This window comes from bacterium (assembly GCA_035307765.1).
Classification (GTDB): Bacteria; Sysuimicrobiota; Sysuimicrobiia; order Sysuimicrobiales; family Segetimicrobiaceae; genus Segetimicrobium.
This window is the reverse complement of the sequence record DATGHU010000026.1, coordinates 78426-104089: the sequence shown is the minus strand read 5'-3', so window position 1 is coordinate 104089 and position 25664 is coordinate 78426. Positions and strand designations below refer to the sequence as shown.

The window sequence follows — 25664 nt, the reverse complement described above, 5'->3', positions numbered from 1 at the left end:
GGGGTCCCTGATGTCGGTGGTGGTTCCCCTTCCCGAGACGCGTCCGGCACCGCCCCCGCGTCCCGGCGTGTCCGCGCGCCGCCTGCTGCGGTTCTGTGCCGCCATCGCCTCGCTGTGCGCCCTCGCTGCGGTCCCGGCCTCATCCGTGTTCGACCTGCAGTCGGTGACCGTCCTCGGCAACTCCGCGGTGGCGTCGGACGACGCCCTGGGCCGCGCCGGAGTGGGCCCGGGCCTGAACGCCTTCCGCGTGAACGCCGGCGAGATCCGCGGGCGCCTGCTCGCCGATCCGCGCGTCCAGGACGTCTCGGTGGCGATGGCGTTTCCCCGACGCCTGACGATCACGATCCGGGAGCGCCCTCCGGTGGCGGCGCTGCTGGCGGACGCCGGGTACATTCTCCTCGGCGAGGACGCGGTGGCGATTCGGGAGTCGAGCGATCCCGGAACGCTCCCCGTGCTGATCGTCGACCGCTTCGCCCCCGCCGCCGTGGAAGTCGGCACCACGCTGGGGTCCCCCGATGTGCGCTTGGGGGCGTGGATCGCGGTCGCGCTGCCCGAGGCGCTGCGGCCGCAGGTGGCCCTGGTGAGGGTCGACCGAAACGGCGAAGCCAGCCTCACGCTCGGCGACGGCACGGTCATCCGCCTGGGGGGAGGCCGGCGGGTCGCGGAGCGCCTCGCGCTCGTCCCCGAGGTGCTCGACGCGATCGCGGCGCGGAAGGTGCGGGTCCAGTACGTCGACCTGCGGTTTCCGGGGAACGTCGTCATCCAGCCGGCGGCGGCGTCCGCGCAGGGCACCGGCGCGGCGGGCAGGCAGGAGAACCCTTGGGCGCGTGGAATAGATCCGGCGATGCACCGTCCATCGCCCCCTTAGTCGAACCCGGAGGTGCACCCGGTTGGCAAAGCGGGCGGTCCTGGTGGGGCTCGATATCGGGACCACCAAGGTCTGCGTGATCGTTTCCGAGCTCGATGAAGATGGAGAGGTCCACATCACAGGGATGGGGACCTCTTCGTCTGTTGGCGTGCGGAAGGGCGTCGTCGTCGACCTGGAGGCCACCACCCGCGCGATTGAGGAGGCGGTGGACAAGGCCGAGCGGATGGCGGGGCTCCGCATCGCCACCGCGATCGTCGGCGTTTCCGGTGGGCATCTCGCCTCCCAGAACAGCCGCGGGGTCGTCGCCGTCTCCCGGGCGGATCACGAGATCGAAGAGCAGGACGTGGCGCGGGTGGTCGAGGCGGCGCGGATGGCCGCGGTGCCGGCGAGCGACCGCGAGATCGTCCACCTGCTCCCGCGCGACTTCATCGTCGACGGCCAGGACGGGGTGAAGAGCCCGGTCGGGATGTACGGCACGCGGCTCGAGGTCGAGGCACACATCGTGACGGGGGCGAGCACGCTGCTGGCCAATCTTCTGAAGTGCGTGCAGCGGGCCGGGCTGGACAGCGATGCGCTGGTCCTGGAGTCGCTTGCCTCCGGCGAGGCGGTGCTCTCTACGGCCGAGCGCGAGCTCGGCGTGGCGCTGGTGGACATCGGCGGCGGGACCACCAGCCTCGGCGTCTTCACCGGCGGCGGGCTCTGCTACACCGCGGTGCTGCCCTACGGGGGCAACCACGTCACCAACGACATCGCCGTGGGGCTCCGGATGTCGTTTGCCGACGCCGAACGATTGAAGCTCCGCGACGGCGGCACGCTGTCCGCGTTCGCCGGCGAGGGCGAGCTGATCGAGGTGATGCACGTCGGCAGCCATGAGCCGCGGGCGCTGCCGCGGCGGGCGCTGTGCGAGATCATCGAGCCGCGGATCGCCGAGATCGCCGGGCTGGTGAAGACGCAGCTCGTCCGCTCCGGCTTGGCCTACCGCATCCCCGCCGGAGTGGTGGTGACCGGGGGCACGGCGCAGCTGGACGGGCTGGCCGAATTGTTTTCCGATCGGCTGGGCATGGCGGCGCGGGTCGGGCTGCCCGACATTTCGGGGAGCGTGGCCGACACGGTGAGCAGCCCGGCCTTCGCGACCGGCGTCGGGCTGGTGCTGCACGCCGCGCGGCGGCGCCGGGTGGGCCGGGGGGCGAGGAGCCTCAACGGGCACGGGACGGTGTACGGTCGGGTCCGCCAGTGGATCCGCGAATTTACCTTGGGCGCCTAGCGGAACCCGCGGGGCCCCGTGTCCAGCACGGGGCGGGCATTGGCCTAGGGTGGAGGTTAGGCACTCCGCACCGAATGACAGAGACGCTGCACACGGGGTAGGACAATGGCGCAACGGTCGCGGCACCCGATCGAACGGATGTTGTCCTGGGGAACCGAACCGGCGAACGCCGGTCGCGCGGGGGAGAGACGTGGGTCTCCTCCAGATCCGGCAGGAGGGCTGAGGATGGCGAACGGGGAGCGGGATCTACGGCGATACGCGGCGATCAAGGTCGTGGGGGTCGGCGGCGGCGGCAGCAACGCGGTGAACCGGATGATCAGCGCGGGGCTTCGGGGGGTCGAGTTCATCGCCATCAACACCGACGCGCAGGCGCTGGCGCTCAGCAACGCCGACAAGAAGATCCACATCGGGTCGAAGCTCACCCGCGGACTGGGGGCGGGAGGCGATCCGGATGTCGGCCGACAGGCCGCGGAGGAGAGCCGGGAGGAGCTCACCGAGGCGCTGGAGGGAGCCGACATGATCTTCGTCACCGCGGGAATGGGCGGCGGCACCGGCACCGGGGGCGCGCCGATCGTCGCGCATGTCGGCCGCGAGCTCGGCGCCTTGACGATCGGGGTGGTGACGCGGCCGTTTGGGTTCGAGGGGCGCCGCCGGGCCACGGCGGCGGAGGAGGGCATCCACAACCTCCGCCAGCGCGTCAACACGGTGATCACGATCCCGAACGATCGGCTCCTTCAGGTCGTGGACAAGACCGCCACGGTCGTCGAGGCGTTCCGCGTGGCCGACGATATCCTGCGGCAGGGGGTGCAGGGGATCGCGGACCTGATCACCGTGCCGGGGCTGATCAACCTCGACTTCGCCGACGTGCGCACGATCATGGCGGAGGCCGGGTCCGCGCTCATCGGTATCGGCGTGGCCAGCGGCGACGGCCGCGCCGTCAAGGCGGCGGAGATGGCGATCGCCAGCCCGCTGCTTGAAACGTCGATGCAAGGGGCGCGGGGCGTGCTGATGAATATCACCGGCGGCACCGATCTGGCGCTGCTCGAGGTGAGCGAGGCCGCCCAGGTCGTCCAGAAGGCGGCGGATCCCGACGCCAACATCATCTTCGGCGCGGTGATCGACGACACCCTCGACGGCGAGGTGCGCATCACCGTCATCGCGACGGGGTTCGAGGGGCGGCGGCTCGATCACGAATCGATCGACGACGACAGCGTGAGGGTGGGAGGGGGCGACGAGGTCGGGAGCCCCCGGTTGGAGCGCGACGATCTGGACATCCCGGCCTTCCTGCGGAAGCGCTAGCGGACCGGATCGCTCGCCCGACGCGTAGGCCGCCCCAATAGGGGGGAGGCGGCGGATCGGGCCCGTGCCGCGCACAGGGCGGGGCTCCGCCTCGCCGCGCCTCTTCCAATCTCCCGCGCGGATGGTAGGCTAGAGACTATGGCGACGGATGCCCAGAGCCGCTTCGCGGCCATTCACGACGCGGTCGCCTCGGCGTTCCCGGTGCAGGACTTCGGGGTCGATCAGGGTCGGCCGATCTTCACCATCATCCCCGGGGCCGACGACAAGGCCAGGTTTCTCCGGCTCAAACGGGACCTGGAGCCGCTCGACGTTCTTCCGCTGCTGCGGCGCCGCGGCGGGAACACGGTGGTGATGCTCAGCCCGAAACCTCCCGCCACCCGCGTGCAGTGGTCCCTGCCGGTGGCGCTGTTTGCCGCCACGCTGCTGAGCACGTTCTTCGCCGGGCTGCTCAACGCGCAGGGGGGCCTGCCGGGCCAGCACCTCAACCCCGTGACGTCGGGGCTGGCGTTTTCGCTGTCGCTGATGGGGATCCTCTTCTGCCACGAGATGGGCCACAAGCTCGTATCGATCTGGCGGGGGATCGACGCCAGCCTGCCGTACTTCATCCCGCTCCCGCCGCTGATCCCGGGGTTCGCCATCGGGACGATGGGGGCGATCATCTTCACCCGCGCTCCGGCGCCGAACCGGGACGCGTTGGTGGAGCTCGGCGCCTCGGGGCCGATCGCCGGGTTCATCGCCGCGATCCCCGTGCTGATCTACGGGGTGGCGCACTCCTCGGTGGTCGCGGGGGGCGCCGCCCTGGTGCACACTTGTCTCCCCACCCCGCGGCTGGTCGATTTTCTCATCTCCTGGATCCTCCACCCCGCCCCCTCCGCGGAGGTGTTCATCCATCCCGTCCTGTTTGCGGGGTGGATCGGCCTGCTCGTCACGGCGATCAACCTGCTCCCCGGCGGGATGCTCGACGGCGGGCACGTGGTGCGCGCGCTGTTCGGCGCGCGCGCGCACCTGCCCATTTCCCTCGCCGCCGCCGGGATCGCGGTGTACTTTCGCTACTACCTGATGGGGGCCCTGATCCTGTTCCTGGCGCGGCGCGGGCACCCCGGCCCGCTCGACGACTGCTCGCCGCTGACGACGCGGCACCTCCTGCTGGCCGGGGCGGTCGTCGTGATCTTTGCGCTCAGCGCCGTCCCGGTGACGTTCTCATGTCCGTAGGGGCGGGGTCGACGGGCGAGCCGGCCGTGCTGGTGGAAGCCGAGGACCTCCAGAAGCGCTTCCGCAGCTTCCACGCTGTCCGCGGGGTTTCGTTTCGGTGCTTCGCCGGCGAAGTCTTCGGGCTCCTCGGCCCGAACGGCGCGGGCAAGACCACGACGATCCGCATGCTGACGACGATTCTGCGGCCGACCTCGGGGACGGCGCGGGTCGCCGGGCACGACGTGCGGCTGGACCCCGCCGCGGTGCGCGGCGTGATCGGCGTGCTCCCCGAGAACACCGGGGTCTACGGGCGGCTCACCGCGCGGGAGGCGGTCCGGTACTCCGGCCAACTCTACGGCGTCGAGTCCGAGGTGCTGGAGGCGCGGGTGGAGGCGATCTTCGAGGCGCTGGAGATGACCCCGCACATCGACCGGATCACCGATACGTTCAGCAAGGGGATGAAGCAGAAGGTGAACATCGCCCGGGCGCTCGTGCACGATCCGCCGGTCGTCTTCCTCGACGAGCCGACCTCCGGGCTGGACGTCATCTCCGCCCGGTCGGTGCGCGAGTTCGTTGAGCGCTTCAAGCGGGACGGCCGCTGCGTCATCATGTCCACCCACGTCATGGACGAGGCGGAGAAGCTCTGCGATCGGGTGGCGATCATCGCCGCCGGCAAGATCCAGGCCGAGGGCCGGCTGGGGGAGTTGAAGGCCAAGACGGGGCTCGGGTTGGAGGAGATCTTCGTCCAACTGGTGGAGGACACCGTCCGATGATGCGCCGAATCCTCGGCCGGCTGCGGCGGGGGCGGGGCGGCCCGGCGGAGCCCTCCCCCGCGCCGATGTGGCCGTCGGTGCGGGCGGTCTTTGCCAAGGAGCTGCTGGAGGCGCTACGGGACCGCCGGACCTTGCTGGTGATGGTGCTGCTGCCGGCGTTCGTGATGCCGCTGGCGACGTTGGGGATCCCCTACCTGCAGCAGCGTCAGCAGCGCGCGCTGACCACGACCACCCCGACGGTGGCGATCGTGGGGCAGGCCGCGGGCCTGATCCACATGGCCTACACGACGAAACTGATCCACCCCGTGCGCGCCGCCGACCCGGTCAAGGCGCTGCGCGAGCGCCGGGTGCTGGCGGTCGTCCGGGTCCCGCCCAAGATGGAGGCGATCATCGCCCGGGACGGGCAGGTCCACGTCGACATCCAGTACGACGCGAGCGATTCCGAAAGCCAGGTCGCCCGGGACAAGGTCGTGTCCCTGCTCTCGCGCTACAGCCAGCAGGTGGTCGCCCGGCGCCTGCTGGCGCGCCGCCTGAACCCGGCCGACCTGCTGCCCGTGGTGCTGGACGAGCACAGCGTGGCGACCCAGCGGCAGCTGTCCGGGCTGCTGCTGGCCGGCGTCCTGCCGTTTTTCATGGCGATGCTCGCCGTGGTCGGCGGGATGTCGGTGGCGGTGGACCTGGCGGCCGGCGAGAAGGAGCGGGGCACCCTGGAGTCGCTGCTCGTCACCCCCCCCAGCCGGGAGGCGATCGTGCTGGGGAAGTTCCTGACGGTGTTGACCGCGTCGATGGGGGCGGTGATCATCGTCGTCATCTCCATGATGCTGAGCCTGCGGTGGGGATATCCGGTCCTGCTGCCGGCGGCGCGGCAGCTGAACGTCAGCCTGCCCCTGGGGACCGGGGCGGTGGTGCTCGTCGTCGCCCTGCTCTTCGCGGCGCTGGTCAGCGCGGTGCAGCTCGCCGTCAGCATCTATGCCCGGTCGCCGCGTGAGGCGCAGCAGTACGTCACCCCGCTCTACTTCGTGATCGTGATGCCGGCGCTGGCGGTGCAGTTCATCAGCGAGATGCAGGGGCGGGCGTGGATCTATCTCCTCCCCGTCCTGAACACCTTCTTCGCCTTCCGCGAACTGCTGCTGGGCACGGTCAACTGGGGCCACCTGCTGCTGACGTGCATCTCCAGCATGTTCTACGCCGCGCTCGTCCTGGAGCTCGCGATCGCGCTCTTCAGCCGCGAGAGCGTGATCTTCAGGACCTAGGGCCCGGCCGCTTCCGCGTCCCTGGATCCCAGGGCCCGCGTTCAGGGGGGGGGAGCCACCTCCCGAGGCCGAGCCCCCAACCCGGACGACCCACCCCCGGCCGGGACGCCCCTGCCGACCTCAATGTGTGGCCCATCCGGTCGAATGAGGGAACGGGGTCTTGCGACCGATAGAAAGGGCGGCGGGAGCCCTGCGGCCCCGGAACCCGGGGTGCCACGCCTCACTTTGAGGCGGCAGCGAAGGTTTTCCCCCTTGAGACACTATATCTTGTGTGTTATGATCCCTCTACTTCTAGATGTAGACGGTGAGGCAAACATCCGTGCGGTGTCCGTACTGCAGCTGGACCGACAGCAAAGTCCTGGACTCCAGGGCGATCGAAGACGGGGCAGGGATCCGGCGGCGGCGAGAATGCCCGGTATGCCGGCGGCGGTTCACCACATTCGAACGGGTGGAGCGGGCCGCGCTGCACGTCGTCAAGCGGGACGGGCGGCGCGAGGACTTCGATCGGACCAAGATCCTCACCGGGATGGTCCGGGCCTGCGAGGGCCGGCCGGTGACCCGAGAGACCTTGGAGCGCGTGGCGGAGCAGATCGAGCGGGCGCTGCAGGAGCGCGGGGTCGCGGATGTCACGAGCCGGGTGATCGGGGACCAGGTGATCGAACGGCTCCGCCACATGGACGACGTCGCCTACGTGCGGTTCGCGTCGGTGTACCGTCGGGTGGCCGATGTGGACCGCCTGATGGATGAGATCCAGCGCCTAAAGGCCCGCAAGCAGCGCGAGGCGGAGCTGGCGCCGCAGATCGCGCTGATCCCAGTCACTCCACCCGATCCCGAGCGGAATTAATCCACGATCGTGCCGCATTCGTCTCCACTATCTGCTTCTCCCGGAGGACGCCGATGGCACTGACATCCGAGCCCGCCGCCGCAGCCAAAGAGGGGCCCGCCGCCCCCGCACCGCTGCCGCAGGAGACCCTGGAGTTCTTCGGGGGGGACGAGCTGCGCGCGCGCGTCTTCATCGACAAGTACGCGCTGCGCGACCGCGATGGGCAGATCCTGGAGCTCACCCCGGTCGAGATGTGGGAGCGCGTGGCCCGCGGCGTGGCGAGCGTGGAGCCGACGCCCGAGGCGCGGGAGCGGTTCGCTCGGGAGTTCTACTGGCTGATGGAGGATTTTCGGTTCATCCCCGGCGGTCGGATCATGCACGCGGTGGGCAACCCCAAACGCGTCACCGCGCTGAACTGTTTTCCGGCGGGCACCCGTGTGATCTCCCGAGAGGGATTCAAGACGATCGAGGAGATCCAGGCGGGCGAAGAGGTCCTGACGCACCGGAACCGTTTCCGCAAGGTCACACAGACGATGCACCGAGAAATCGCAGAGCCGCTGCGGACCGTTCGACTTTGGTACCTCGGCGACCGGCAGATCTCGGTGACGAAGGAGCACCGATTTCTGGCCTTCGACGGGTTGCGTGTGGATTGGGTGGAGGCGCAGAAGCTCACGCCCGTGCATTACGTGAAAGTTGGTCGAATCGACGAAACCGTGCCGGTGCGGGAACTCGATCTCGCGGAGTATGTGAGTGCCGCCGCGATCGAAGACGAAGTGGGAAAGCTCTTCACGATCACGGCCTACGTCGGCGGTCAGGGGGCCCGCGGGCGCGCCGAGAGCAGGAGGGTTTGCCGCAAAGTTCCTCTGGACGAGCGGTTTGGTCTCTGGCTGGGGTTCTTCATGGCCGAGGGCGGCGTGACCGAGAACAGCGTGTACTTCACGTTCAGCAAGGACGACGAACCCTACGCTGAAGCCATCTGTACCCTCACCCAGCAGTTGTTCGGCGTGGAGGCCGCCATCCAGCGGCGTGAAGGCCAGGAAGGACACTGGCTGCGAGTCTACGTGCACAGCAAACTGATGGTTGAGTTCATGAAGAATTTCTTTGGCGGAGCCTTCCACGCCCATGACAAACGCCTGCCGGCGTGGTTTCTCACGGTCGGGAAGGTGGTGCAGAAGGCGTTCATCGCGGGCCTGTTCTCGGGCGACGGCGTCATTCGCGATACCAGCATGAAAATCTTCCTGGCGAACCCGGACCTAGTGCGGCAGGTGTTCGCCATCCTGCTGCGGCTGGGCGTGGTGGCCTCGATCCGTTGGGAAGGGATCCTCCGGTACACCCGGCACCGGGGTCTGTGGATCAACGTTGGGACGCAACGCTACGTGGAGGCGATTCGCGCGTGGCTCGAAGGCAAGTGGGATCACGACGCGGTCCTCGCCGAGGTTCCGCAGAACTTCTTTTATAAGGTGGTGGACGGCGATCTGTACGTGAAGGTGAAGGAGTGCGGGTGGACCCCCCCCAGCGGGGAGACGGTGTATGACCTGACCGTGGAGGGGGACCATTCCTTCGTCGCCGAGTTCGCCGTCGCTCATAATTGCTACGTGCTGCCGATCAAGGACGACTCGATCGAGTCTATCTTCCAGTGGATGAAGGAGGCCGCCCGCACGTACTCACTCGGCGGCGGCGTGGGGGGCGACATCAGCGTCCTCCGGCCGGCGGGCGCGCCGGTGAACAACGCGGCGCGGACCAGCACCGGGTCGACCTCGTTCATGGAGCTGATGTCGCTCACCACCGGGACGATCGGCCAGAGCGGCCGGCGGGGCGCGCTGATGATCACGATCGCCGACCACCATCCCGACGTCCTCGAGTTCACGAAGATCAAGCGGAACCTCAGCCGGGTCCGGTACGCGAACATCAGCGTGCGCATCAGCGACGACTTCATGCGCGCGGTCGAAGCCGACGCGCCGTGGGAGCTGTACTTTGAGAACGATCGGGCGGCGATCCGCCGGACGGTCAGCGCCCGAGAGGTGTGGGCGGAACTGATCCAGGGGGCCCGGAACTTCGCGGAGCCCGGGGTCATCTTTTGGGACACGATCAAGCGGTGGAGCACGTCCGAATACAACGGGATGAACGTCATCACGACCAATCCCTGCAGCGAGATCCCGCTTGAACCGTATGGCTGCTGCTGCCTGGGAAACGTGTCCCTGGCCGCGTTTGTCACCGATGAGTTTTCCCCCCAGGCCCAGGTGGACTGGCCTCACCTTGAACGGGCCCTTCGCCTCGCCACACGCTTCCTCGACAACATACTCGACTACAACGCCGATAAGCATCCGCTCCCCGAACAGCGTGCGGCCAGCCTCTATTCTCGGCGCATTGGGGTTGGGTTCACCGGCCTGGGGGATCTGTTGTGCAAGCTCCGCCTCAAGTACGACACCGAGGACGCGGTCGCGTTCGTGGACCGGCTGTTCGACCGGATCAAGAATATCGTCTACGACGAGAGCGTCACCCTCGGCGAGGAGAAGGGTGTGTTCCCGGGGTACGACGCGGAGCGGCATCTGCGGGGCCGGTTCCTGCAGACCCTGGAGCCGGCGGTGCAGGCGCGGATCCGCGAGCACGGACTGCGCAACGTCGCCCTCCTCACCGTTCCCCCGGTCGGCAGCGGGGCGGTCCTGGCGGGCACGACCAGCGGCGTCGAGCCGATCTTCGATCTGGGATACACCCGCCGGAGCGAGTCGCTCTCGCAGGAGACCTTCGCGGTCTATCACCCGCTGGTCAGGGCCTATATGGAGCGGTTCGGCGTCGCCAGCGAAGACGATCTCCCCGGTTTCTTCGTCACCGCCCACCAGATCACGCCCGAGGTGCGGGTGCAGATGCAGGCGGCGATCCAGAAGCACATCGATCACTCGATCTCGTCCACCGTCAACTGCGCGGCCGACACCGGCGAGGAGGATGTGGCCAAGATCTACCTGCTCGCCTGGAAGATGGGGTGCAAGGGGATCACGGTGTACCGCGCCAACTCTCGCGAGAACATCCTGACCGCCGGGACGAAGCGGTCCCTGGAGGCCTCCGAAGGCACCCACGGCACCGCCGCGCCGCAGGCCGAGGAGAAGGGTGCGCCGGCGGCCCTGGCCGGACCGCCGCCCGTCTGGGAACCGCGTCCGAAGCGACCCCGGCCGAAAGTGACCACGGGGCGGACGGAGCGGATCGAAACTCCGCGCGGGCGGATCTACGTCACGATCAACGAGGACGACCGGGGGGTATGTGAGGTGTTCGTGCAGTCGCTCGACGTCGAGGCCGATGCGATCGGCCGGATGGCCTCGCTGGCGCTGCGCACCGGCGCCGATCCGCGCGACGTGATCGAACAGCTGTGGCGCGTCCAATCCCGGGAGGTGGCGATCGACCGGTCGGGGGACGGCACGATCGTGCGGGTCACCACCGTCGCCCAGGGCGTGGCCCTGGCCGTCGGGCGGGCGCTCTACGGGCCCGGCTTCCGTCCGGATCTCGTCTTCCCGATGGCCGATCGGCTCCCCGAGCCCCGGTCCTCCAACGGGCACACAAACGGCGGCGGGGCCGACGGGCCGGTCGAGCTCGCCGTCGAGGCGGCGGGGCGATCGACCCAGGCGGAGATTCAGCAACCGCTGCTCACCTTCGCCGGCGTGTGCCCGGACTGCGGCAATTCGCTGATCCATGAGAATGGCTGCAGTTCTTGTCGGTCCTGCGGATACTCGCGGTGCTGAGGCGGGCGGGCCGGGGGCCCGGGGGACCGGTGGCGACGAAGCGCAAGGCGAGCGCCCCGGCGCGGGGGAACGGCGGATCGTTCGCCGCCCCTCCGCCGACCACCGGGGACCTGATCAACCGACTTTCAGAGGAGCGCTTGATGCTCTACCAGCAGGGCTCGGGTCATCCCCTCCCCCGGGAGATCCGGGCCCGGCTGGTGGAGATCGTCCGCGAGCTGGACCGGCTGTGGGAGGCGCGGCGGCACGAACTCGCCTCGGCGCCATTTCCGCTCCAGGCGCCCCCGGCGCCGGCGGAGACGAAGACCCGGGCGCGCGGTCACCGCCAGGTCGCCTGAGCCGTCCGCCCGCACTCCGGCGCGCCGCGCGGGACGTCGCAGACCACCGCGCCCGCCGCGGGCGGCGGGCCTCCACCACGAGCTGACCCCGTGCGTACCCAGAGCCTGCGCGATCCCGTGGCCGGTGCCGTCGATCCCGCGCGCAGGGGGGAGGAGAAACCGGAGAGCCACAAGAAAGTACGGCGCACACGCTCTTGGGGGAGGCCCTCAGTGACAACTCGACGGCTGGTCGCTCTGGGGTTCGCCGCGGTCCTGTCCTTCGCGGCGCTCGCGTCCGCCCCGGTCGCCCCGGCGCCGGCGGAGACGAAGCTGGTGATGGCGTTCGTGCCCTCCGGCGAGGCGCGGACGATCCTCGAGAACGGCAACCGGATCGCCCACCTCCTCGAGATCGCTACGGGGTATCGCTTCGAATCGTTCGTGGCGACGAGTTACGCCGGGGTGATCGAGGCGATGGGAGCCGGACGCGCCGACGTCGGCTGGCTGAATACGTTCTCGTACGTCCTCGCCCATCAGAAGTACGGCGTCGAGGTGCGCTTGGTGACGGTGCGCTTCGGCCTCCCCTATTACCGGGCGGAGATCATCACGCAGGCGAGCTCGGGGATCAACTCGCTGGCCGATCTGAAGGGAAAGCGGTTCGCCTTCGTGGACCCGGCGAGCACGTCCGGATTCCTGTTCCCGAAGGCGGGCCTAAAGAAGGCCGGGTACGACCCGGACAAGTTCTTCGGCCAGAGCGTCTTCGCCGGCTCGCACAACAACGTCGTGCTCGCCGTCTACCAGGGGCGGGTGGACGCGGGGGCGGTGTTTGAGGACGCGCGGGCAACCGTGCAGAAGACCCTGCCGGACGTGATGCAGAAGGTGAAGGTGATCTGGAAGTCCGATCCCATCCCCAACGACACCGTCAGCTTCCGAAAGGACCTGCCCGCCGACGTGAAGGATCGGGTGACGAACGCCCTCCTCCTGTTCTCGCAGCAGCCGGCCGGGCTGGAGGCGTTGAAGTCGCTGTACGAGATCGAAGCGCTCGCCGATTATCACCTCCTGGTCACCAAGTACCACGTCTCGGTGCCGAATTTGGACGCGTTCTTCAACGTCGTCCGGGATGTCCAGAAGTACGCGGGCGTGACCGAGTAGAGATCGCTCACGCGCCCGGGATCCCCCCGATCCCGCGATGCCGGCGCGCGGGCGGGACGCGTTCGCGGGCGACGGCGGGGGGGCGGTGGTGAGCGAGCCCGTCCTGCGGATCGAGCACCTGACGAAGGTGTACGGCGACGGCACCGTTGCGCTGTCGGATGTCAGTTTTGACGTCGCCCGCGGCGAGTTCCTCGTTATCATCGGCCTGTCCGGGTCGGGCAAATCCACGCTGCTGCGGTGCATCAACCGCCTGATCGACCCCACGTCGGGGCGGATCACCTTCCAGGGCCGGGACGTGACGGCCGCCTCCGGCCATGAGTTGCGGGAGATCCGGCGGAAGATCGGCATGATCTTTCAGCAGTTCAACCTGGTCCGCCGCGCCTCGGTGTTCACCAACGTCCTGGCGGGGCGGCTGGGCTACGTCCCGCCGGCGTGGGCGCTCGCCAACTATTTTCCCCCCGCCCTCGGTCAACGGGCGGCGGCCAACCTGGAGCGCGTGGGGATTCTGCAGCGGGCCCGCGCTCGGGCCGACGCGCTCTCCGGGGGGCAGCAGCAGCGGGTCGGGATCGCGCGCGCGCTGATGCAGGAGCCGGAACTGATCCTGGCCGACGAGCCGGTGGCGAGCCTTGATCCGGCAACGTCGCACTCCGTGCTGCGGTACATCGAGGAGCTGAACAAGAAAGACGGCATCACCGTCCTGTGCAGCCTGCACTTCCTCAGCCTGGCGCGCCGCTACGGCACCCGGATCATCGCGCTGAAGGGCGGGCAGATGGTGTTCGACGGCCTCCCCCACGACATCGACGAGGCGCGCTTTCGGGCGATCTACGGCGAGGATGCGGTGGAAGTGGAGATCACCTGATGGCCGCCACGAAGCCCGATCGGGGCGCGTCGGGCGACCGCTGGCAGCCCCAGGCGTGGTACCGGTCGTGGTGGTTCTACCTTTTCGTCGTCATCACCGTGCTCACGTATGCCTACGGGTGGCGGGTCACGCAGATCCGGCTGGGCGAGCTCTGGCGCGGCGCCTACCTCGTCGGGCCGTTTGCGACCGCGCTGGCCTCTCCCGACGTCCTGGAGCGCGATCGGCAGTTGCAGATCGGGACCTCGCCCTTTCTCTATGGAGGGGAGGCACCCTCCCCGCCGGCCGCCGCCGGGGCGCGCCTCGTCCTGTCCGAGATCCGGGGGGCGATCGGAGATCGGGTGACCGCGACCGGTGAGGGGTTCGCCCCGAACCGTCCGGGGATGCTGTGGTGGGAGAATCAGATCGGCCAGCGCCAGCAGTTGGGGGCGTTTACCACCGACGCCGGGGGGCGGTTCACGTTTGCGTTCACGGCCCCGGAGGTGCAGGGGACCCAGAACACGGTGACGGCGGAGGTGGTGATCGGGACCGGGGGGCTCCATCCGAGCCAGACGCTCCTCACCGTGATCGACCGGATGGTGGAGACAATCTTCCTCGCCCTGATGGGCACGACGATGGGCGTGCTGTTTGCCGTTCCCCTCTCGTTCCTGGGAGCCAAGAACCTCACCGCCCACGTGCCGGCCGGCGCGCTGGTCTACGCGCTGACCCGGACGTTCTTCAACCTCACCCGGTCGATCGAAGCCCTGGTGCTGGCGATCATCTTCACGGTCTGGGTGGGCCTGGGCCCGTTCGCCGGGGTGCTGGCGCTCGGCGTGCACAGCATCGCGGCGCTGGGGAAGCTCTACTCGGAGGCGATCGAGAGCATCGACACCGGTCCAATCGAGGCGATCACCGCCACGGGGGCGAGCGGGCTGCAGGTGGTCCGGTACGCGGTGGTGCCGCAGATCATCCCGCAGTTCATCGCGTTCACGATCTACCGCTGGGACATCAACGTTCGGTTCAGCACCGTCATCGGATTCGTCGGCGGCGGCGGGATCGGGTTTGTCCTCCAGCAGTACATCAACCTGCTCCAATGGCGCCAGGCCGCCACCGCGTTGTGGATGATCGCCATCGTCGTGGTGGTGCTCGACTACGCGAGCGCGGTGGTCCGCCAGCGGATCGTATGACCGCCGGCCTCATCCCCGCCGTCCCCCTGGAGGCCACCGGGCTCGTCCGCGCGGCGTTCTCCACCCGACACGGCGGGGTGAGCGCGGGCGCTTACCACAGCCTCAACCTCGGCTACACCGTGGGCGATCTCCCGGAGGCCGTGACCGCGAACCGCGCGAGGGTCGCCGAGGCGTTGGGGATCACCTCCGGGACGCTCGCCGAAGCGGAGCAGGTGCACGGCAGCCTGGTCGCGGCCGTCGGCCGGAGCGGGGACGGGCGCCCCGGGGGCGCGCCGATTCGCGGCGCGGACGCCCTGATCACGGCGGATCCGGGGGTGTGGCTTGCCGTCTACGCCGCGGACTGCGTGCCCGTTCTCATCCTGGACGAGCGGACGCCGGCGATCGCCGCGGTGCACGCCGGGTGGCGCGGGACCGCGGCGGCGATCGTGCCCCGCGTCTTCGGCCGGATGCGCGAGGCATTCGGGACGACCCCGGCGGACTGCACGGTCGTGCTGGGGCCGGCGATCGGGGGGTGCTGTTACGAGGTCGATGCCCCCGTGGGGCGCGCGATGGCAGGGGCCCCGTGGTGGGGCGCCGCGGCGCGCCCGACGGGGCCGGACCGCTGGCGCCTCGACCTCAAGACCGCGATCCGGTTCCAGGTGCTGGCGTGCGGGGTGCCCGACGCCCGGGCGATCACGATGGCGTTCTGCACCGCGTGCCGCCCGGACCTTTTCTTCTCGCACCGCCGCGATGGGGTCACGGGGAGGATGGCCGCCTGCCTGAGCCTCCTCTCCGATCGCTGATCGGGGGGCGGGGGTCTCGGGCAAGGACCTGGACCCCCTGCTGTCGAATAAACACCGCCCTCTGGCGCCCCCGCGCCGATGGCGGCGCGGGAGGGGGTCGGCCCCGCACCATGCCCGGCCGGCGCGCCGGGGTGGGGAGCGATGGCGGAGATCGGGGCCAATGTCGCGCGGGTTCGCGCGAGGATCGCCGAGGCGGTACAGCGCTGTGGCCGGCGTCCCGAGGGCGTGCAGTTGATCGCGGTGACGAAGACGGTCGGCGTGGACCGGATCCGCGAGGCCGTGGCCTGCGGGCTGCGCGTGCTGGGGGAGAATCGGGTCCAGGAGGCGCGGGCCAAGGTCCCCGAGGTCGGGGGTGGGGTGTCCTGGCACCTGATCGGCGGCCTGCAGCGCAACAAGGTGAAGGACGCGCTCCGGCTGTTTCAGGCGATCCATTCCGTCGATTCGCTCGAACTGGCGGAGGAGATCAGCCGCCGAGGCGCGCAGCGGGGCGGTGACCCGGTCGGGGTCCTGATCGAGGTGAATATCTCCGGGGAGTCCCAGAAGCACGGCATCGCCCCGGGGGAGGCCGAGGGGCTGGTCTCGCGGGTGATGCGGCTCCCGGGGCTGCGGCTGCGGGGGATGATGGGGATGGCCCCACTCGTCGAGACGGCCGAGGCGGCGCGTCCGTTTTTCCGGCAGCTGCGGGAGTTGCGCGACCGGATCCGCGAGGCGTTGCCCGACTGTGGACTGGACGAGCTGTCGATGGGGATGACGAACGATTTCGAGGTGGCGATCGAAGAAGGCGCGACGATGATCCGTGTCGGCCGAGCATTGTTTGCCTGAGCAACCGAAAACGACCCAGCACCGATCGCAGCAGCAGACGCAGCACCGACGGAGGCACAGACGATGAGCCGGATCATGCAGCGGATGTGGAACTTTCTGGGATTTGAAGACGAGGACGCGCGCGGTGGGCTCCCCCGCGACGCCGCCGCCCCCAGAGCCCCCGTGTTCAGCCTGCACACCCAGCGCACCATGGAGATCGTGGTCCTGGAGCCTGGAGCGTACGACGAGGCCCAGACGGCGGCCGATTACCTGAAGACCAACCGCCCGATCGTGATCAACCTCCGGGCCGCCGACCGAGACCTCGGCAAGCGCGTCGTCGATTTTCTCAGCGGGGTGACGTATGCGCTGGACGGACACATGCAGCGCGTGGGCGATGAGATCTTCCTCTTCACACCGCGCCAGGTGTTCATCACCGCGGAGCAGGCTCGCGAGGAGGCGGTGTCGGGCTCGCTGTTCCCCATCGACTGAGCCGGGCCGCTCCCCCCGCCGGCCGGGGGCCGCGTCGGCCCCGCCGTGGTAATGCGCGCCGACGCGCCGCTGTGGTGGGAGGACGGCGCGCTGTGCCTCCTCGACCAGACGGGGTTGCCGCACGAGGCGCGGACCGTTCGCTGCACGACGTGGGAGGAGGTCGCGGAGGCGATCCGGGTGCTCCGGGTGCGGGGCGCCCCGGCGATCGGCATCGCCGCCGCCTACGGCCTCGCGCTGGCCGCGCAGGCGTGCGCCGGGCGTCCGCTCGCGGAGAGCCGCGCCGCGGTCGGCCGCGCCGCGGTCGGCCTGCGCGCCACCCGCCCCACCGCGGTCAACCTGGGCTGGGCGCTGGACCGCATGCTGGCGGTCGCGGAGGGCTCGCCCGATGGGACGGCGCTTCCGCGCCGGCTCCTTGAGGCCGCGGAGGCGCTGGCGCGCGACGACGTCGAGACCAACCGCCGGATCGGAGCGCATGGCGCGGCGCTGCTGCGCAGCGGCGCCCGGGTGCTCACCTACTGCAACACCGGCATGCTCGCCACCGCCGGATACGGCACGGCCTTCGGTGTTCTCCGGTGTGCCCACGACCAGGGACTGGGGATCTCCGTGATCGCCTGCGAGACGCGCCCGGTCCTGCAGGGTGCCAGGCTCACCGCGTGGGAGCTGCTCCGCGCCGGGATCCCGGCAACGTTGATCACCGACAACGCCGCCGGTGCCCTGATGCGCGGGAGCGGCGTGGACGCGGTGATCGTCGGCGCGGACCGAATCGCCGCGAACGGGGACGTGGCGAACAAGGTCGGGACGTACACGCTGGCGGTGCTGGCGGGTGCGCATCACATCCCGTTTTACGTCGCCGCGCCGCTCAGCACCGTGGACCTCGCCACCCCCGCCGGCGACGACATTCCGATCGAGGAGCGGCGGCCGGAGGAAATCCGAAACGTCGGGAGCGTCCGCGTCGCCCCGGCCGAGATCGCCGTACGCAACCCCGCGTTCGACGTGACGCCGCACCAGCTGATCACGGCGATCGTCACCGAGGCGGGGGTGATCCGTCCGCCGTACCCGGACGGCCTCCGCCGCGCGATGCGCTGAGATCCTCCCGCCATCTCCCGGGTCAGCCGCGACCGGTCTACCCGCCTCCGATTGGGGGAACAGAGGGGGGTGGATCGTTCGCTCCTTGCTGGTCACCGACGGAGGTGGGAGATGAAGAGAGGTCTCATGATCTGTGGACTCGTGCTGGTCGTTGCCGTCCCTGCGTTTGCCGCGCTGACCGACCAGTACTACTCCACCGGGGAGTTGATCAACATGCCGACGCTGTTCCAGCGCGGGTACATCGCCGGGGTGCACGATGCCCTCGCGCAGCTGGAGTCGTCGAAGGACTCCTCCGCCGAGATCCACGATACGCTGTTGTGCATGGATCCCAACACCGACAAGCTCTCCACTCTGACCGGCTGGGCCCTCCGCCGCCTGAACGATGATGCGGCGACTCGGATCGGGCCGAACAACAGCGCGGTGGATACGATGATGGTGTTCTCGGACGCACACCCCTGCTCGCGCTGAGTGACCGCATCGCCTGAGGCGGAGGGCGCGGGGGCGGGCCGGGGGCACCGGCCGGGCCCCCGCAGCCTTTCATCGGGCATCCGGCGCCCCCACCGACGGCGGCGTGCGAGTCTCGCCCCGACGGACGACGCTCTCCCCACGTCGGAGCGCGCCGGGATCGCACATCCGGTCTGGGCTGCGGCGCGGGTCCGGGGCCCCCGGTGGTCGGGCTGCGGGTCCCCTTCGTGCCGGACACCCCCCGAGTGATGCGGGGGATGAGGGCGCGAGGCCAAACGCATCGCCGTTGACGCTCTCGGGCGGGTGTGCTAGAATCGCCCAGAACTGGAACGCGACGGCGCGTCGCAGTCGTGTGCTGCGCCGATCGCTCCACCCTGGCGCCAAGGATGGACCGCCTCTCAGCCGGGCGGGCTTTTTTGTTGCGGAGGATCGGGATGCCGTTTCAGCCAGTGGACACCCGCGTCGACTTCCCCGCCCAGGAGCGGGCGCTGCTGGCGTGGTGGCAGCAGCACGGGATCCTCCCGAAGTACCTCGCCCGGAACGCCTCCTCCGCCGTGCGCTGGTCGTTCCTCGACGGCCCCATCACCGCCAACAACCCCATGGGCGTGCACCACGCCTGGGGGCGATCCTACAAAGATCTCTTCTGCCGCTACCACACGATGCTCGGCCACCGCCAGCGGTATCAGAACGGCTTCGACTGCCAGGGGCTCTGGGTAGAGGTCGAGGTCGAGAAGGAGCTCGGCTTCAAGAGCAAGCGCGACATCGAACGCTACGGCATCGCGGAGTTCGTCGAGCGCTGCAAGGCCCGCGTCCTCCACTACGCTGGGATCCAGACGCAGCAGTCGCTGCGGCTCGGCTACTGGATGGACTGGGACCACTCGTACTTTACGATGTCCGACGAGAACAACTACTCCATCTGGATGTTCCTGAAGCGGTGCTGGGAGCGCGGGCTTCTCTACAAAGGCCACGACGTCATGCCCTGGTGCCCTCGGTGCAGCACCGGGCTGTCCGAACACGAGATCGTCACCGAGGGCTACCAGGAGGTCACCCACACCAGCCTGACCGTGCGGCTGCCGCTCTCGGGCCAGCCGGGAGCGTACCTGCTGGTGTGGACGACCACCCCCTGGACCCTGACCAGCAACGTGGCGGTGGCGGTGAATCCCGAACTGACCTACGTGCGCGCGGAGCAGGGGGGAGACACCTACTACCTCGTGAAGGACCGTCTGGACGTGCTGCGCGGCGGCCACCGGGTCCGCGAGGAGCTGCCCGGGGCGGCCCTCGTCGGGTGGACCTACACCGGGCCGTTCGACGACCTACCGGCGCAGCGGGGCGTCGAGCACCGGGTCGTCCCCTGGCCGGAGGTCAGCGCGGCGGAAGGGACCGGGCTCGTTCACATCGCCCCCGGCTGCGGCGCCGAGGACTTCGCGCTGGGGAAGCAGCACGGCCTTCCCGTGCTGGCCCCGATCGACGAGTTTGGCGTCTTCACCGAGCCGTTTGGGTGGTTGGCCGGACGGCATGTCTACGATGTGGCGGCGCCGATCCGGGAGGACCTGGAGCGCCGGGGCTTTCTGTACAAGGCGGAGGAGTACACGCACCGCTACCCGATGTGTTGGCGGTGCGGCAGCGAGTTGGTCTTCCGCCTGGTCGACGAGTGGTTTCTGGCCATGGACCCGCTGCGCGCCCCCATGATCGCGGTCACGGAGAAGATCCGCTGGATCCCCGAGTTCGGCCTGGAGCGCGAACTGGACTGGCTCCGCAACATGCACGACTGGATGATCAGCAAGAAGCGGTATTGGGGGCTGGCGCTGCCGATCTGGGAGTGCCGGGCCTGCCGGACCTTCGAGGTGATCGGCGGCGAGGAGGAGCTGCGCCAGCGCGCGGTCGAGGGGTGGGAGGAGTTTCAGGGCCACACCCCGCACCGGCCCTGGGTGGACGCGGTGAAGATCCGATGTCCGCGGTGCGGGGCGCCGACGTCGCGGATCCTCGACGTGGGAAATCCCTGGCTCGACGCCGGGATCGTGCCGTACTCCACGATGGGGTACCGGCGGGATCCCGCGTCGTGGCGGGAGTGGTTTCCCGCGGACTTCATTACCGAGGCGTTTCCCGGGCAGTACCGCAACTGGTTCTACTCGATGCTGGTGATGAGCACGGTGCTGGAAGACCGCGAGCCCTACCGGGTCTGCCTCGGGCATGCGATGGTCCGGGACGAGCAGGGTCGGGAAATGCACAAGTCCTGGGGCAACATGATCGAGTTCAATGAAGCCGCGGAGCGGATGGGCAGCGACGTCGTCCGCTGGCTCTACGCGGTTCAGGCCCCGTCGCAGAATGTGAACTTTGGCTACGGCCCGGCGGACGAGATCCGGCGCCGGTTCGTCCTCCCCCTCTGGAACGTCTACGCCTTCTTCGTGACCTACGCCAACCTGGACGGGTTCGTCCCGGGGGCCGCGGCCGAGGCCGGGGAGCCGGGGGTGCTCGACCGATGGGCGCGGGCGTCCCTCGGCCGCGTCATCCGGACCGTCCGCGAGTGCCTCGACGGATACGACGTCCCCGGCGCCGCGCGGACCATCGAGCGCTTCGTCGATGACCTGTCGCTCTGGTACGTTCGCCGGGGCCGGCGCCGGTATTGGAAGTCCGAGCTCGACGCCGACAAGCGGGCCGCCTATCAGACGCTGTACGACGTCCTGGTGACCCTGAGTCGTCTCCTCGCGCCGTTCGTGCCGTTTCTGGCGGAGGCGCTGTATCAAAACCTGGTCCGCGCGGTGGACGACCGCGCCCCGGAGAGCGTGCACCTCTGCGCGATGCCGGCGGTCGAACCCGCCTGGGACGATCCTGCGCTGCTGGAGGCGACCGAGCGGACCCGCGAAGTCATCTCCATCGGGCGGTCGGCCCGGAACGCCGCGAAGATCCGGGTCCGCCAGCCCCTGGCGGCCGCGATCGTGGTCGACCGGTCGGGCGTGCTGAAGCGCCACCCCGAACTGGCGGAGCACGTCCGCGACGAGCTCAACGTGAAGACCCTGCGGTTCGCGGACTCGTCCCGGGCGCTGGGCCGGTTGGAGGTCCGCCCTCGGTTCGACCTGCTGGGCCCCAAATTCGGCGGCCGGATCACTTCGATCGTCGAGGCGCTGCGGGAGCGGGGGGAGGCCCTGCTCGACGAGACCCCGGAGCGCGAGCCGTTCCGCCTCGCCCTGGCCGGCGGGCAGGAGGTCGTCCTGGAGCGCACCGAGGTCGATGTGCGGGTCGTCTGGAACCCCGGGCTGGTCGGCGCCGGGGGGGCGGGGGCATGGGTGGTGCTGGAGACGGCCCTCACCGACGACCTGGTGCGGGAAGGGATGGCGCGCGAGCTGGTGCACCAGATCCAGCAGCTGCGCAAGGAGGCGGGGTTTCAGATCGCCGACCGGATTACCGTCTACTACGAAGGGGATGCCGCCCTCGGGGAGGTGCTCCGCAGCCACCGCGACTATGTGTTGCGGGAGGTCCTGGGCGCCGATGCCCGTGCCGGGGTGCCGTCGGCTGATGCGCAGGTTCACCGGAAGTCGGTGCGCCTGGATGGGCATGAGCTGACCGTCGGCATCGTTCAGGCCCAGTAACGACGTGACGCCGGGGGCTCTGCCCCCGCCCGAAAAGCCCGCGGCGAGGGTGGGCGGGGCGTCCCGGGAGGCGGGAAACGGTCCCGGCACGCGAGGATACTAGGAGTAACGCGAGGGGAGCAGCGAGCGGATGACGGGGGAGCGGGGAAACAGAGTCGTTGGCGTGCTGGGCGGGATGGGCCCGCTGGCGACCGCGGATTTTTATAGGAAGCTCGTCCACCTGACGCCGGCGCGGATCGATCAGGATCATCTTCGCGTCATCATCGACAGCAATCCGAAGATCCCCGATCGCACGGCGGCGCTGCGCGGCGAGGGACCGGATCCCACCCCGGCATTGGTGGCGACCGCCCAGGCGCTGGAGCGCGCCGGGGCGGACCTGATTGCCATCCCGTGCAACTCCGCGCACGCTTTCCTTCCCGCGATCCGGGAGAGCGTGCGGGTCCCCGTGCTCGACATCATGGCGGAGGTCGCCGCGGCCGCGGCCGCGATGACCCCGCGGCCCCGGGCAGCCGGGCTCCTTGCGACCGACGGGACGGTCGAGACCCGGCTGTATCATCGGGCCCTCGCCGGCCGCGGGATCGAAGTCGTCGACACCACGGCGCCCGAGCAGGCGCGGGTGACGGCGGCGATCCTGGCGGTGAAGGCCGGAGACCTCGGCCCGGCCGGGCGCGAGCACGTGCGCGCGGTGGCCGCCGCCCTGGCCGCGCGCGGCGCGCAGGTGATCGTGCTCGGGTGCACCGAGATCCCCTTGGTCACCGACCCGGACGAGCTCCCGGTCCCGGTGTTGGACGGAACCGAGATCCTCGCCGCGGCCGCGGTCCGGGAGGCCGTTTCCGCCGATCCGCCGGCGGAGGAATTTCCTGTAGGCGGTCGGCGTATAACTCGGCTACCGCCCCCCGGCGAGACGCCCGCGCCGGGACGCACGTATGATGGAGCAGGCAAACCAAACGCGGGATCGTCCGAGCCCGCAAGGAGGTCCTAGATGGCAGCCAGGCGACCCCGGAAGGCGGCACCTTCGCGTGCCCGATCCCAACGGCCCAAGTCGCGGAGCGCACGGAAGGCCGCGGCACCCGCCTCAAACGGGGCGCGGACCCGTGTCCGCGTCGTGCGGCCGGCGAAGCGAAGCGGCGTGGGGCGAAAGGATGAGTTCACCCGGTTGCTGCTCGAAGAGCGCAAGCGGCTGCGCGCGGAACTGACCGAGATGGAGGAACATCAGGTCAAGACCGAGGAAAAACCCATCGCCGACGTGGCGGGGTACGAGGACGATCTGGTCGACGTTGCCACCGAAACCTTTGAGCGGGAGAAGGAACTGGCCATCTCCAGCAACGTGCAGGGGATGCTCGAGATGGTGGAAGAGGCCCTGGAGCGCGTCAGCAACGGCACCTTTGGGATCTGCGTGGGGTGCCGGAAGCCGATCGACGGCAACCGCCTCCGGGTGATCCCGTACACGCGGCTGTGCATCAAGTGCAAGGAGCGCGAAGAGCGGCAGCGCGTCGCCGTGCGCTGACGACGGGTGCCTGGGCCGCCGGCACCGCGGGGGTCCTGGGGTTTGCCTGCAGCCTGGCCGGGGCGTCCGAGGTGTCGCGCCTCGTTCCCGTGGGAGGGACGCGGGTCCTGATCCCGCACCTGCTCGCGCTCACGCTGGTCCACAATCGCGGCATCGCCTTTGGGCTCCTGACGCGCCTTTCGCCCGGGGCCACGATGGCCATCGCCTTGACCGTGCTTGCCGTCCTCTTCTACAATAGAACGGCATGGCCGGCGGCTCGGGCGGGGCAGTGGGGGTTCGGCCTGATCGTGGGCGGAGCGCTCGGGAACATCTTCGACCGCCTCCGCTTCGGCTACGTCATCGACTATGTCGACGTGCACGTGTGGCCGGTATTCAATTTGGCCGACGCCGCGATCGTCGTGGGGGCAGGCGCGCTGGTCGCCGCGTCGCTCGTTGGCCGGCGCCGGGGGTGATTGAATGAGGCCCGTGCTCTTCCAGCTCCCGACCCCGTTCGGTTTGTTTCCCGTCTCCTCGTTCGGGGTCTTCCTGCTGTTGGCGTTCATCGTCGCCATCGTCCTGACCCGCGCGCGGACGCGACGGCTGGGGTGGGACTCCGGGGAAGTCGTCGACCTCTCCCTGTACGCGATCATCGGCGGGATCATCGGTGCCCGGATCGGCTACGTGCTGGTAAACTGGCAGGACTTCGCGCTGGCCCCGGCCCGGATCACCATGATCTGGGTGGACGCCGGGTTGATGTTTTACGGCGCGCTGATCGGCGGCGCGCTGGTCGCCTGGGCGTACGGACGCCGGCGCGGGTGGGGGTTGGGGCAGATCGCGGACGCGGCGACGCCGGGGCTGGCCGTGGGCTACGCGATCGCGATGATCGGGTCGCTGCTCTACGGTCTGAACTATGGGCGGCCGGCGCGCGTCCCCTGGGCCGTCGTGCTGTTCGGCGAGCCGCGGCATCCGACGCAGCTCTACCTGATGGTCGCGGTGTTGGTGATCTTCGGCATTCTGCTGGCCGTCGATCGGGGGACCAGGCCGGCGGGGCGCCTGTTCTGGCAGTTCGTGCTGATGCTGGCGATCGCGCGCTTCGGGATCGAATACTTCATGGACAGCCCGCGGGTGGTGGGTCCGCTGACGCTCGCGCAGGGGGCCAGCATCGTCGCCGTCGTCCTGGCCGCGGTCATGTGGGCCGCCTTGGGCCACGCCCCCCAGCCAGATCCCGGATCGGGGCCGCGGCCCGGGGCCGGCCCGGTGCCGCAGTCGGACGGTGAACCCCACGGTTGAGTCTGACGGGCCAGCGTACCCGGTCTTCGAGGCGGCGGCCACCGATCGTGGCCGCCGCCTCGACGTCGTGGTCGCCGCGCGTTTCCCCGATTATTCGCGTTCGCGGGTGGGGCATCTGGCCGGGCGCGGCGAGATCCTGGTCGACGGCGCCGCGCGGAAGCCCGCGTTTCGCCTCCGGCCGGGGCAGCGGGTGGAGGTGCTCGCCCCGCCGTCCGATCCGCTCCTCGTCGGTCCCGAGGCCATTCCCCTCACCGTCGTCTATGAGGACGCCGACGTTCTCGTCGTCGACAAGCCCAGCGGTCTCACGGTCCATCCGGCGCCGGGGCACCCCGGGGGAACCCTGGTCAACGCGGTGCTCGCCCGGGTGCCCGATCTCTCGGGGGCCGGCGGGGCGCTTCGTCCCGGCATCGTGCACCGCCTGGACAAGGATACCTCGGGGCTGCTCGTGGTCGCCAAGACCGCACTCGCGTACCGATCGCTGGTGGCGCAGCTGCGCGCGCGCGCGATCGCCCGCGTCTATCTCGCGCTCGTGCGCGGGACGCTCAGGGGAGAGGCGGGGGTGATCGACGCCCCGGTGGGGCGGCATCCCGTCCATCGGACCCGCATGGCGGTGGTGCCGCGCGGCCGGCCGGCCGTGACGCGGTACCGGGTCCGCGAACGGTTTCCCGAAGCGACGTTGCTGGAGTGCCGCCTGGAAACCGGACGGACGCATCAGATCCGCGTTCACCTGCTCCACATCGGCCATCCGATCCTGGGCGACCCGGTCTACGGCCGCGCCCGGGTGCCGGAGATGCAGCGGCAGGCGCTCCACGCCGCGCGGTTGGCGTTCACTCACCCGCGGACCGGTGACGCGGTGACGTGCGATGCCCCCCTCCCCCGGGACTTCGCGACCCTCCTCGATCGACTCCGCGCCGAGGCCGCGCCCCCCGCCTCCGGCAGGGCGCGATCGAGAAAGCGCGAAGTGTAGGCCACGATTCCGCAACCCCGAGGA

General features: G+C 69.8%; 23 protein-coding genes. All 23 read left to right on the top strand.

Going from position 1 to position 25664, the window contains the following annotated elements:
* Positions 1-10: 10 nt before the first annotated feature.
* Positions 11-868, top strand: coding sequence for an FtsQ-type POTRA domain-containing protein (locus tag VKV57_08480; GenBank protein HLW59946.1), 858 nt, complete (start codon positions 11-13; stop codon positions 866-868).
* Positions 869-890: 22 nt separating this feature from the next.
* Positions 891-2132 carry a cell division protein FtsA gene (gene ftsA, locus VKV57_08475; protein ID HLW59945.1) on the top strand — a complete coding sequence of 414 codons (1242 nt, stop codon included), beginning with the start codon at positions 891-893 and terminating at the stop codon, positions 2130-2132.
* A 225-nt stretch (positions 2133-2357) separates the two neighbouring features.
* Positions 2358-3431: a cell division protein FtsZ gene (ftsZ, locus tag VKV57_08470; GenBank protein HLW59944.1), complete on the top strand. Its 1074-nt coding sequence runs from the start codon at positions 2358-2360 to the stop codon at positions 3429-3431.
* A gap of 138 nt (positions 3432-3569) precedes the next feature.
* Entirely contained in the window at positions 3570-4643 is a 1074-nt protein-coding gene (locus VKV57_08465) for a site-2 protease family protein (GenBank protein ID HLW59943.1), read from the top strand.
* Entirely contained in the window at positions 4634-5395 is a 762-nt protein-coding gene (locus tag VKV57_08460) for an ABC transporter ATP-binding protein (GenBank protein ID HLW59942.1), read from the top strand. Before VKV57_08465 ends, VKV57_08460 begins: the two co-directional genes overlap by 10 nt.
* Positions 5392-6648 (top strand): ABC transporter permease subunit, encoded by a 1257-nt coding sequence (locus tag VKV57_08455; GenBank protein ID HLW59941.1) that lies wholly within the window; start codon positions 5392-5394, stop codon positions 6646-6648. Before VKV57_08460 ends, VKV57_08455 begins: the two co-directional genes overlap by 4 nt.
* Positions 6649-6967: 319 nt before the next feature.
* The gene (nrdR, locus tag VKV57_08450; GenBank protein HLW59940.1) at positions 6968-7492 is read left to right on the top strand and encodes a transcriptional regulator NrdR; all 525 of its coding nucleotides are present in this window, start codon (positions 6968-6970) and stop codon (positions 7490-7492) included.
* Positions 7493-7545: 53 nt separating this feature from the next.
* Positions 7546-11202 carry an adenosylcobalamin-dependent ribonucleoside-diphosphate reductase gene (locus VKV57_08445; protein ID HLW59939.1) on the top strand — a complete coding sequence of 1219 codons (3657 nt, stop codon included), beginning with the start codon at positions 7546-7548 and terminating at the stop codon, positions 11200-11202.
* On the top strand, positions 11196-11537 hold the full coding sequence (locus tag VKV57_08440) for a hypothetical protein (GenBank protein HLW59938.1): 342 nt from the start codon (positions 11196-11198) through the stop codon (positions 11535-11537). The genes VKV57_08445 and VKV57_08440 overlap by 7 nt, the downstream gene beginning before the upstream one ends.
* Positions 11538-11747: 210 nt before the next feature.
* The gene (locus tag VKV57_08435) at positions 11748-12665 is read left to right on the top strand and encodes a phosphate/phosphite/phosphonate ABC transporter substrate-binding protein (protein ID HLW59937.1); all 918 of its coding nucleotides are present in this window, start codon (positions 11748-11750) and stop codon (positions 12663-12665) included.
* Between the two features lie 37 nt (positions 12666-12702).
* Positions 12703-13524 (top strand): phosphonate ABC transporter ATP-binding protein, encoded by an 822-nt coding sequence (gene phnC, locus VKV57_08430; GenBank protein HLW59936.1) that lies wholly within the window; start codon positions 12703-12705, stop codon positions 13522-13524.
* Positions 13524-14687 (top strand): phosphonate ABC transporter, permease protein PhnE, encoded by a 1164-nt coding sequence (phnE, locus tag VKV57_08425; protein HLW59935.1) that lies wholly within the window; start codon positions 13524-13526, stop codon positions 14685-14687. Before phnC ends, phnE begins: the two co-directional genes overlap by 1 nt.
* Positions 14684-15469, top strand: a complete 786-nt coding sequence (pgeF, locus tag VKV57_08420) for a peptidoglycan editing factor PgeF (protein HLW59934.1) — start codon at positions 14684-14686, stop codon at positions 15467-15469. Before phnE ends, pgeF begins: the two co-directional genes overlap by 4 nt.
* A gap of 141 nt (positions 15470-15610) precedes the next feature.
* Positions 15611-16291: a YggS family pyridoxal phosphate-dependent enzyme gene (locus VKV57_08415; protein ID HLW59933.1), complete on the top strand. Its 681-nt coding sequence runs from the start codon at positions 15611-15613 to the stop codon at positions 16289-16291.
* A 63-nt stretch (positions 16292-16354) separates the two neighbouring features.
* Complete coding sequence (locus VKV57_08410; protein HLW59932.1) at positions 16355-16759, top strand: cell division protein SepF; 405 nt, start codon at positions 16355-16357, stop codon at positions 16757-16759.
* A 51-nt stretch (positions 16760-16810) separates the two neighbouring features.
* Positions 16811-17845 carry an S-methyl-5-thioribose-1-phosphate isomerase gene (gene mtnA / locus VKV57_08405; GenBank protein HLW59931.1) on the top strand — a complete coding sequence of 345 codons (1035 nt, stop codon included), beginning with the start codon at positions 16811-16813 and terminating at the stop codon, positions 17843-17845.
* 111 nt (positions 17846-17956) lie between these two features.
* Positions 17957-18313, top strand: coding sequence for a hypothetical protein (locus tag VKV57_08400; protein HLW59930.1), 357 nt, complete (start codon positions 17957-17959; stop codon positions 18311-18313).
* A gap of 431 nt (positions 18314-18744) precedes the next feature.
* On the top strand, positions 18745-21897 hold the full coding sequence (ileS, locus tag VKV57_08395) for an isoleucine--tRNA ligase (protein ID HLW59929.1): 3153 nt from the start codon (positions 18745-18747) through the stop codon (positions 21895-21897).
* A 130-nt stretch (positions 21898-22027) separates the two neighbouring features.
* Entirely contained in the window at positions 22028-22879 is an 852-nt protein-coding gene (locus tag VKV57_08390; GenBank protein ID HLW59928.1) for an amino acid racemase, read from the top strand.
* Between the two features lie 147 nt (positions 22880-23026).
* Positions 23027-23404: a TraR/DksA C4-type zinc finger protein gene (locus tag VKV57_08385; GenBank protein HLW59927.1), complete on the top strand. Its 378-nt coding sequence runs from the start codon at positions 23027-23029 to the stop codon at positions 23402-23404.
* Between the two features lie 71 nt (positions 23405-23475).
* A complete protein-coding gene (lspA, locus tag VKV57_08380) occupies positions 23476-23856 on the top strand; it encodes a signal peptidase II (GenBank protein HLW59926.1) in 381 nt (126 codons plus the stop codon).
* Positions 23857-23860: 4 nt separating this feature from the next.
* A complete protein-coding gene (locus tag VKV57_08375) occupies positions 23861-24673 on the top strand; it encodes a prolipoprotein diacylglyceryl transferase family protein (protein HLW59925.1) in 813 nt (270 codons plus the stop codon).
* Entirely contained in the window at positions 24657-25640 is a 984-nt protein-coding gene (locus VKV57_08370) for an RluA family pseudouridine synthase (protein ID HLW59924.1), read from the top strand. Before VKV57_08375 ends, VKV57_08370 begins: the two co-directional genes overlap by 17 nt.
* Positions 25641-25664: the final 24 nt, after the last annotated feature.

What these genes read in the sequence shown, in the direction of transcription:
- VKV57_08480 (HLW59946.1), top strand. Translation starts at nt 11, where the DNA reads ATGTCGGTGGTGGTTCCCCTTCCCGAGACGCGTCCGGCACCGCCCCCG.
- ftsZ (HLW59944.1), top strand. Translation starts at nt 2,358, where the DNA reads ATGGCGAACGGGGAGCGGGATCTACGGCGATACGCGGCGATCAAGGTC.
- VKV57_08465 (HLW59943.1), top strand. Translation starts at nt 3,570, where the DNA reads ATGGCGACGGATGCCCAGAGCCGCTTCGCGGCCATTCACGACGCGGTC.
- VKV57_08460 (HLW59942.1), top strand. Translation starts at nt 4,634, where the DNA reads ATGTCCGTAGGGGCGGGGTCGACGGGCGAGCCGGCCGTGCTGGTGGAA.
- VKV57_08455 (HLW59941.1), top strand. Translation starts at nt 5,392, where the DNA reads ATGATGCGCCGAATCCTCGGCCGGCTGCGGCGGGGGCGGGGCGGCCCG.
- VKV57_08445 (HLW59939.1), top strand. Translation starts at nt 7,546, where the DNA reads ATGGCACTGACATCCGAGCCCGCCGCCGCAGCCAAAGAGGGGCCCGCC.
- phnC (HLW59936.1), top strand. Translation starts at nt 12,703, where the DNA reads ATGCCGGCGCGCGGGCGGGACGCGTTCGCGGGCGACGGCGGGGGGGCG.
- phnE (HLW59935.1), top strand. Translation starts at nt 13,524, where the DNA reads ATGGCCGCCACGAAGCCCGATCGGGGCGCGTCGGGCGACCGCTGGCAG.
- pgeF (HLW59934.1), top strand. Translation starts at nt 14,684, where the DNA reads ATGACCGCCGGCCTCATCCCCGCCGTCCCCCTGGAGGCCACCGGGCTC.
- VKV57_08415 (HLW59933.1), top strand. Translation starts at nt 15,611, where the DNA reads ATGGCGGAGATCGGGGCCAATGTCGCGCGGGTTCGCGCGAGGATCGCC.
- VKV57_08410 (HLW59932.1), top strand. Translation starts at nt 16,355, where the DNA reads ATGAGCCGGATCATGCAGCGGATGTGGAACTTTCTGGGATTTGAAGAC.
- mtnA (HLW59931.1), top strand. Translation starts at nt 16,811, where the DNA reads ATGCGCGCCGACGCGCCGCTGTGGTGGGAGGACGGCGCGCTGTGCCTC.
- VKV57_08400 (HLW59930.1), top strand. Translation starts at nt 17,957, where the DNA reads ATGAAGAGAGGTCTCATGATCTGTGGACTCGTGCTGGTCGTTGCCGTC.
- ileS (HLW59929.1), top strand. Translation starts at nt 18,745, where the DNA reads ATGCCGTTTCAGCCAGTGGACACCCGCGTCGACTTCCCCGCCCAGGAG.
- VKV57_08390 (HLW59928.1), top strand. Translation starts at nt 22,028, where the DNA reads ATGACGGGGGAGCGGGGAAACAGAGTCGTTGGCGTGCTGGGCGGGATG.
- VKV57_08375 (HLW59925.1), top strand. Translation starts at nt 23,861, where the DNA reads ATGAGGCCCGTGCTCTTCCAGCTCCCGACCCCGTTCGGTTTGTTTCCC.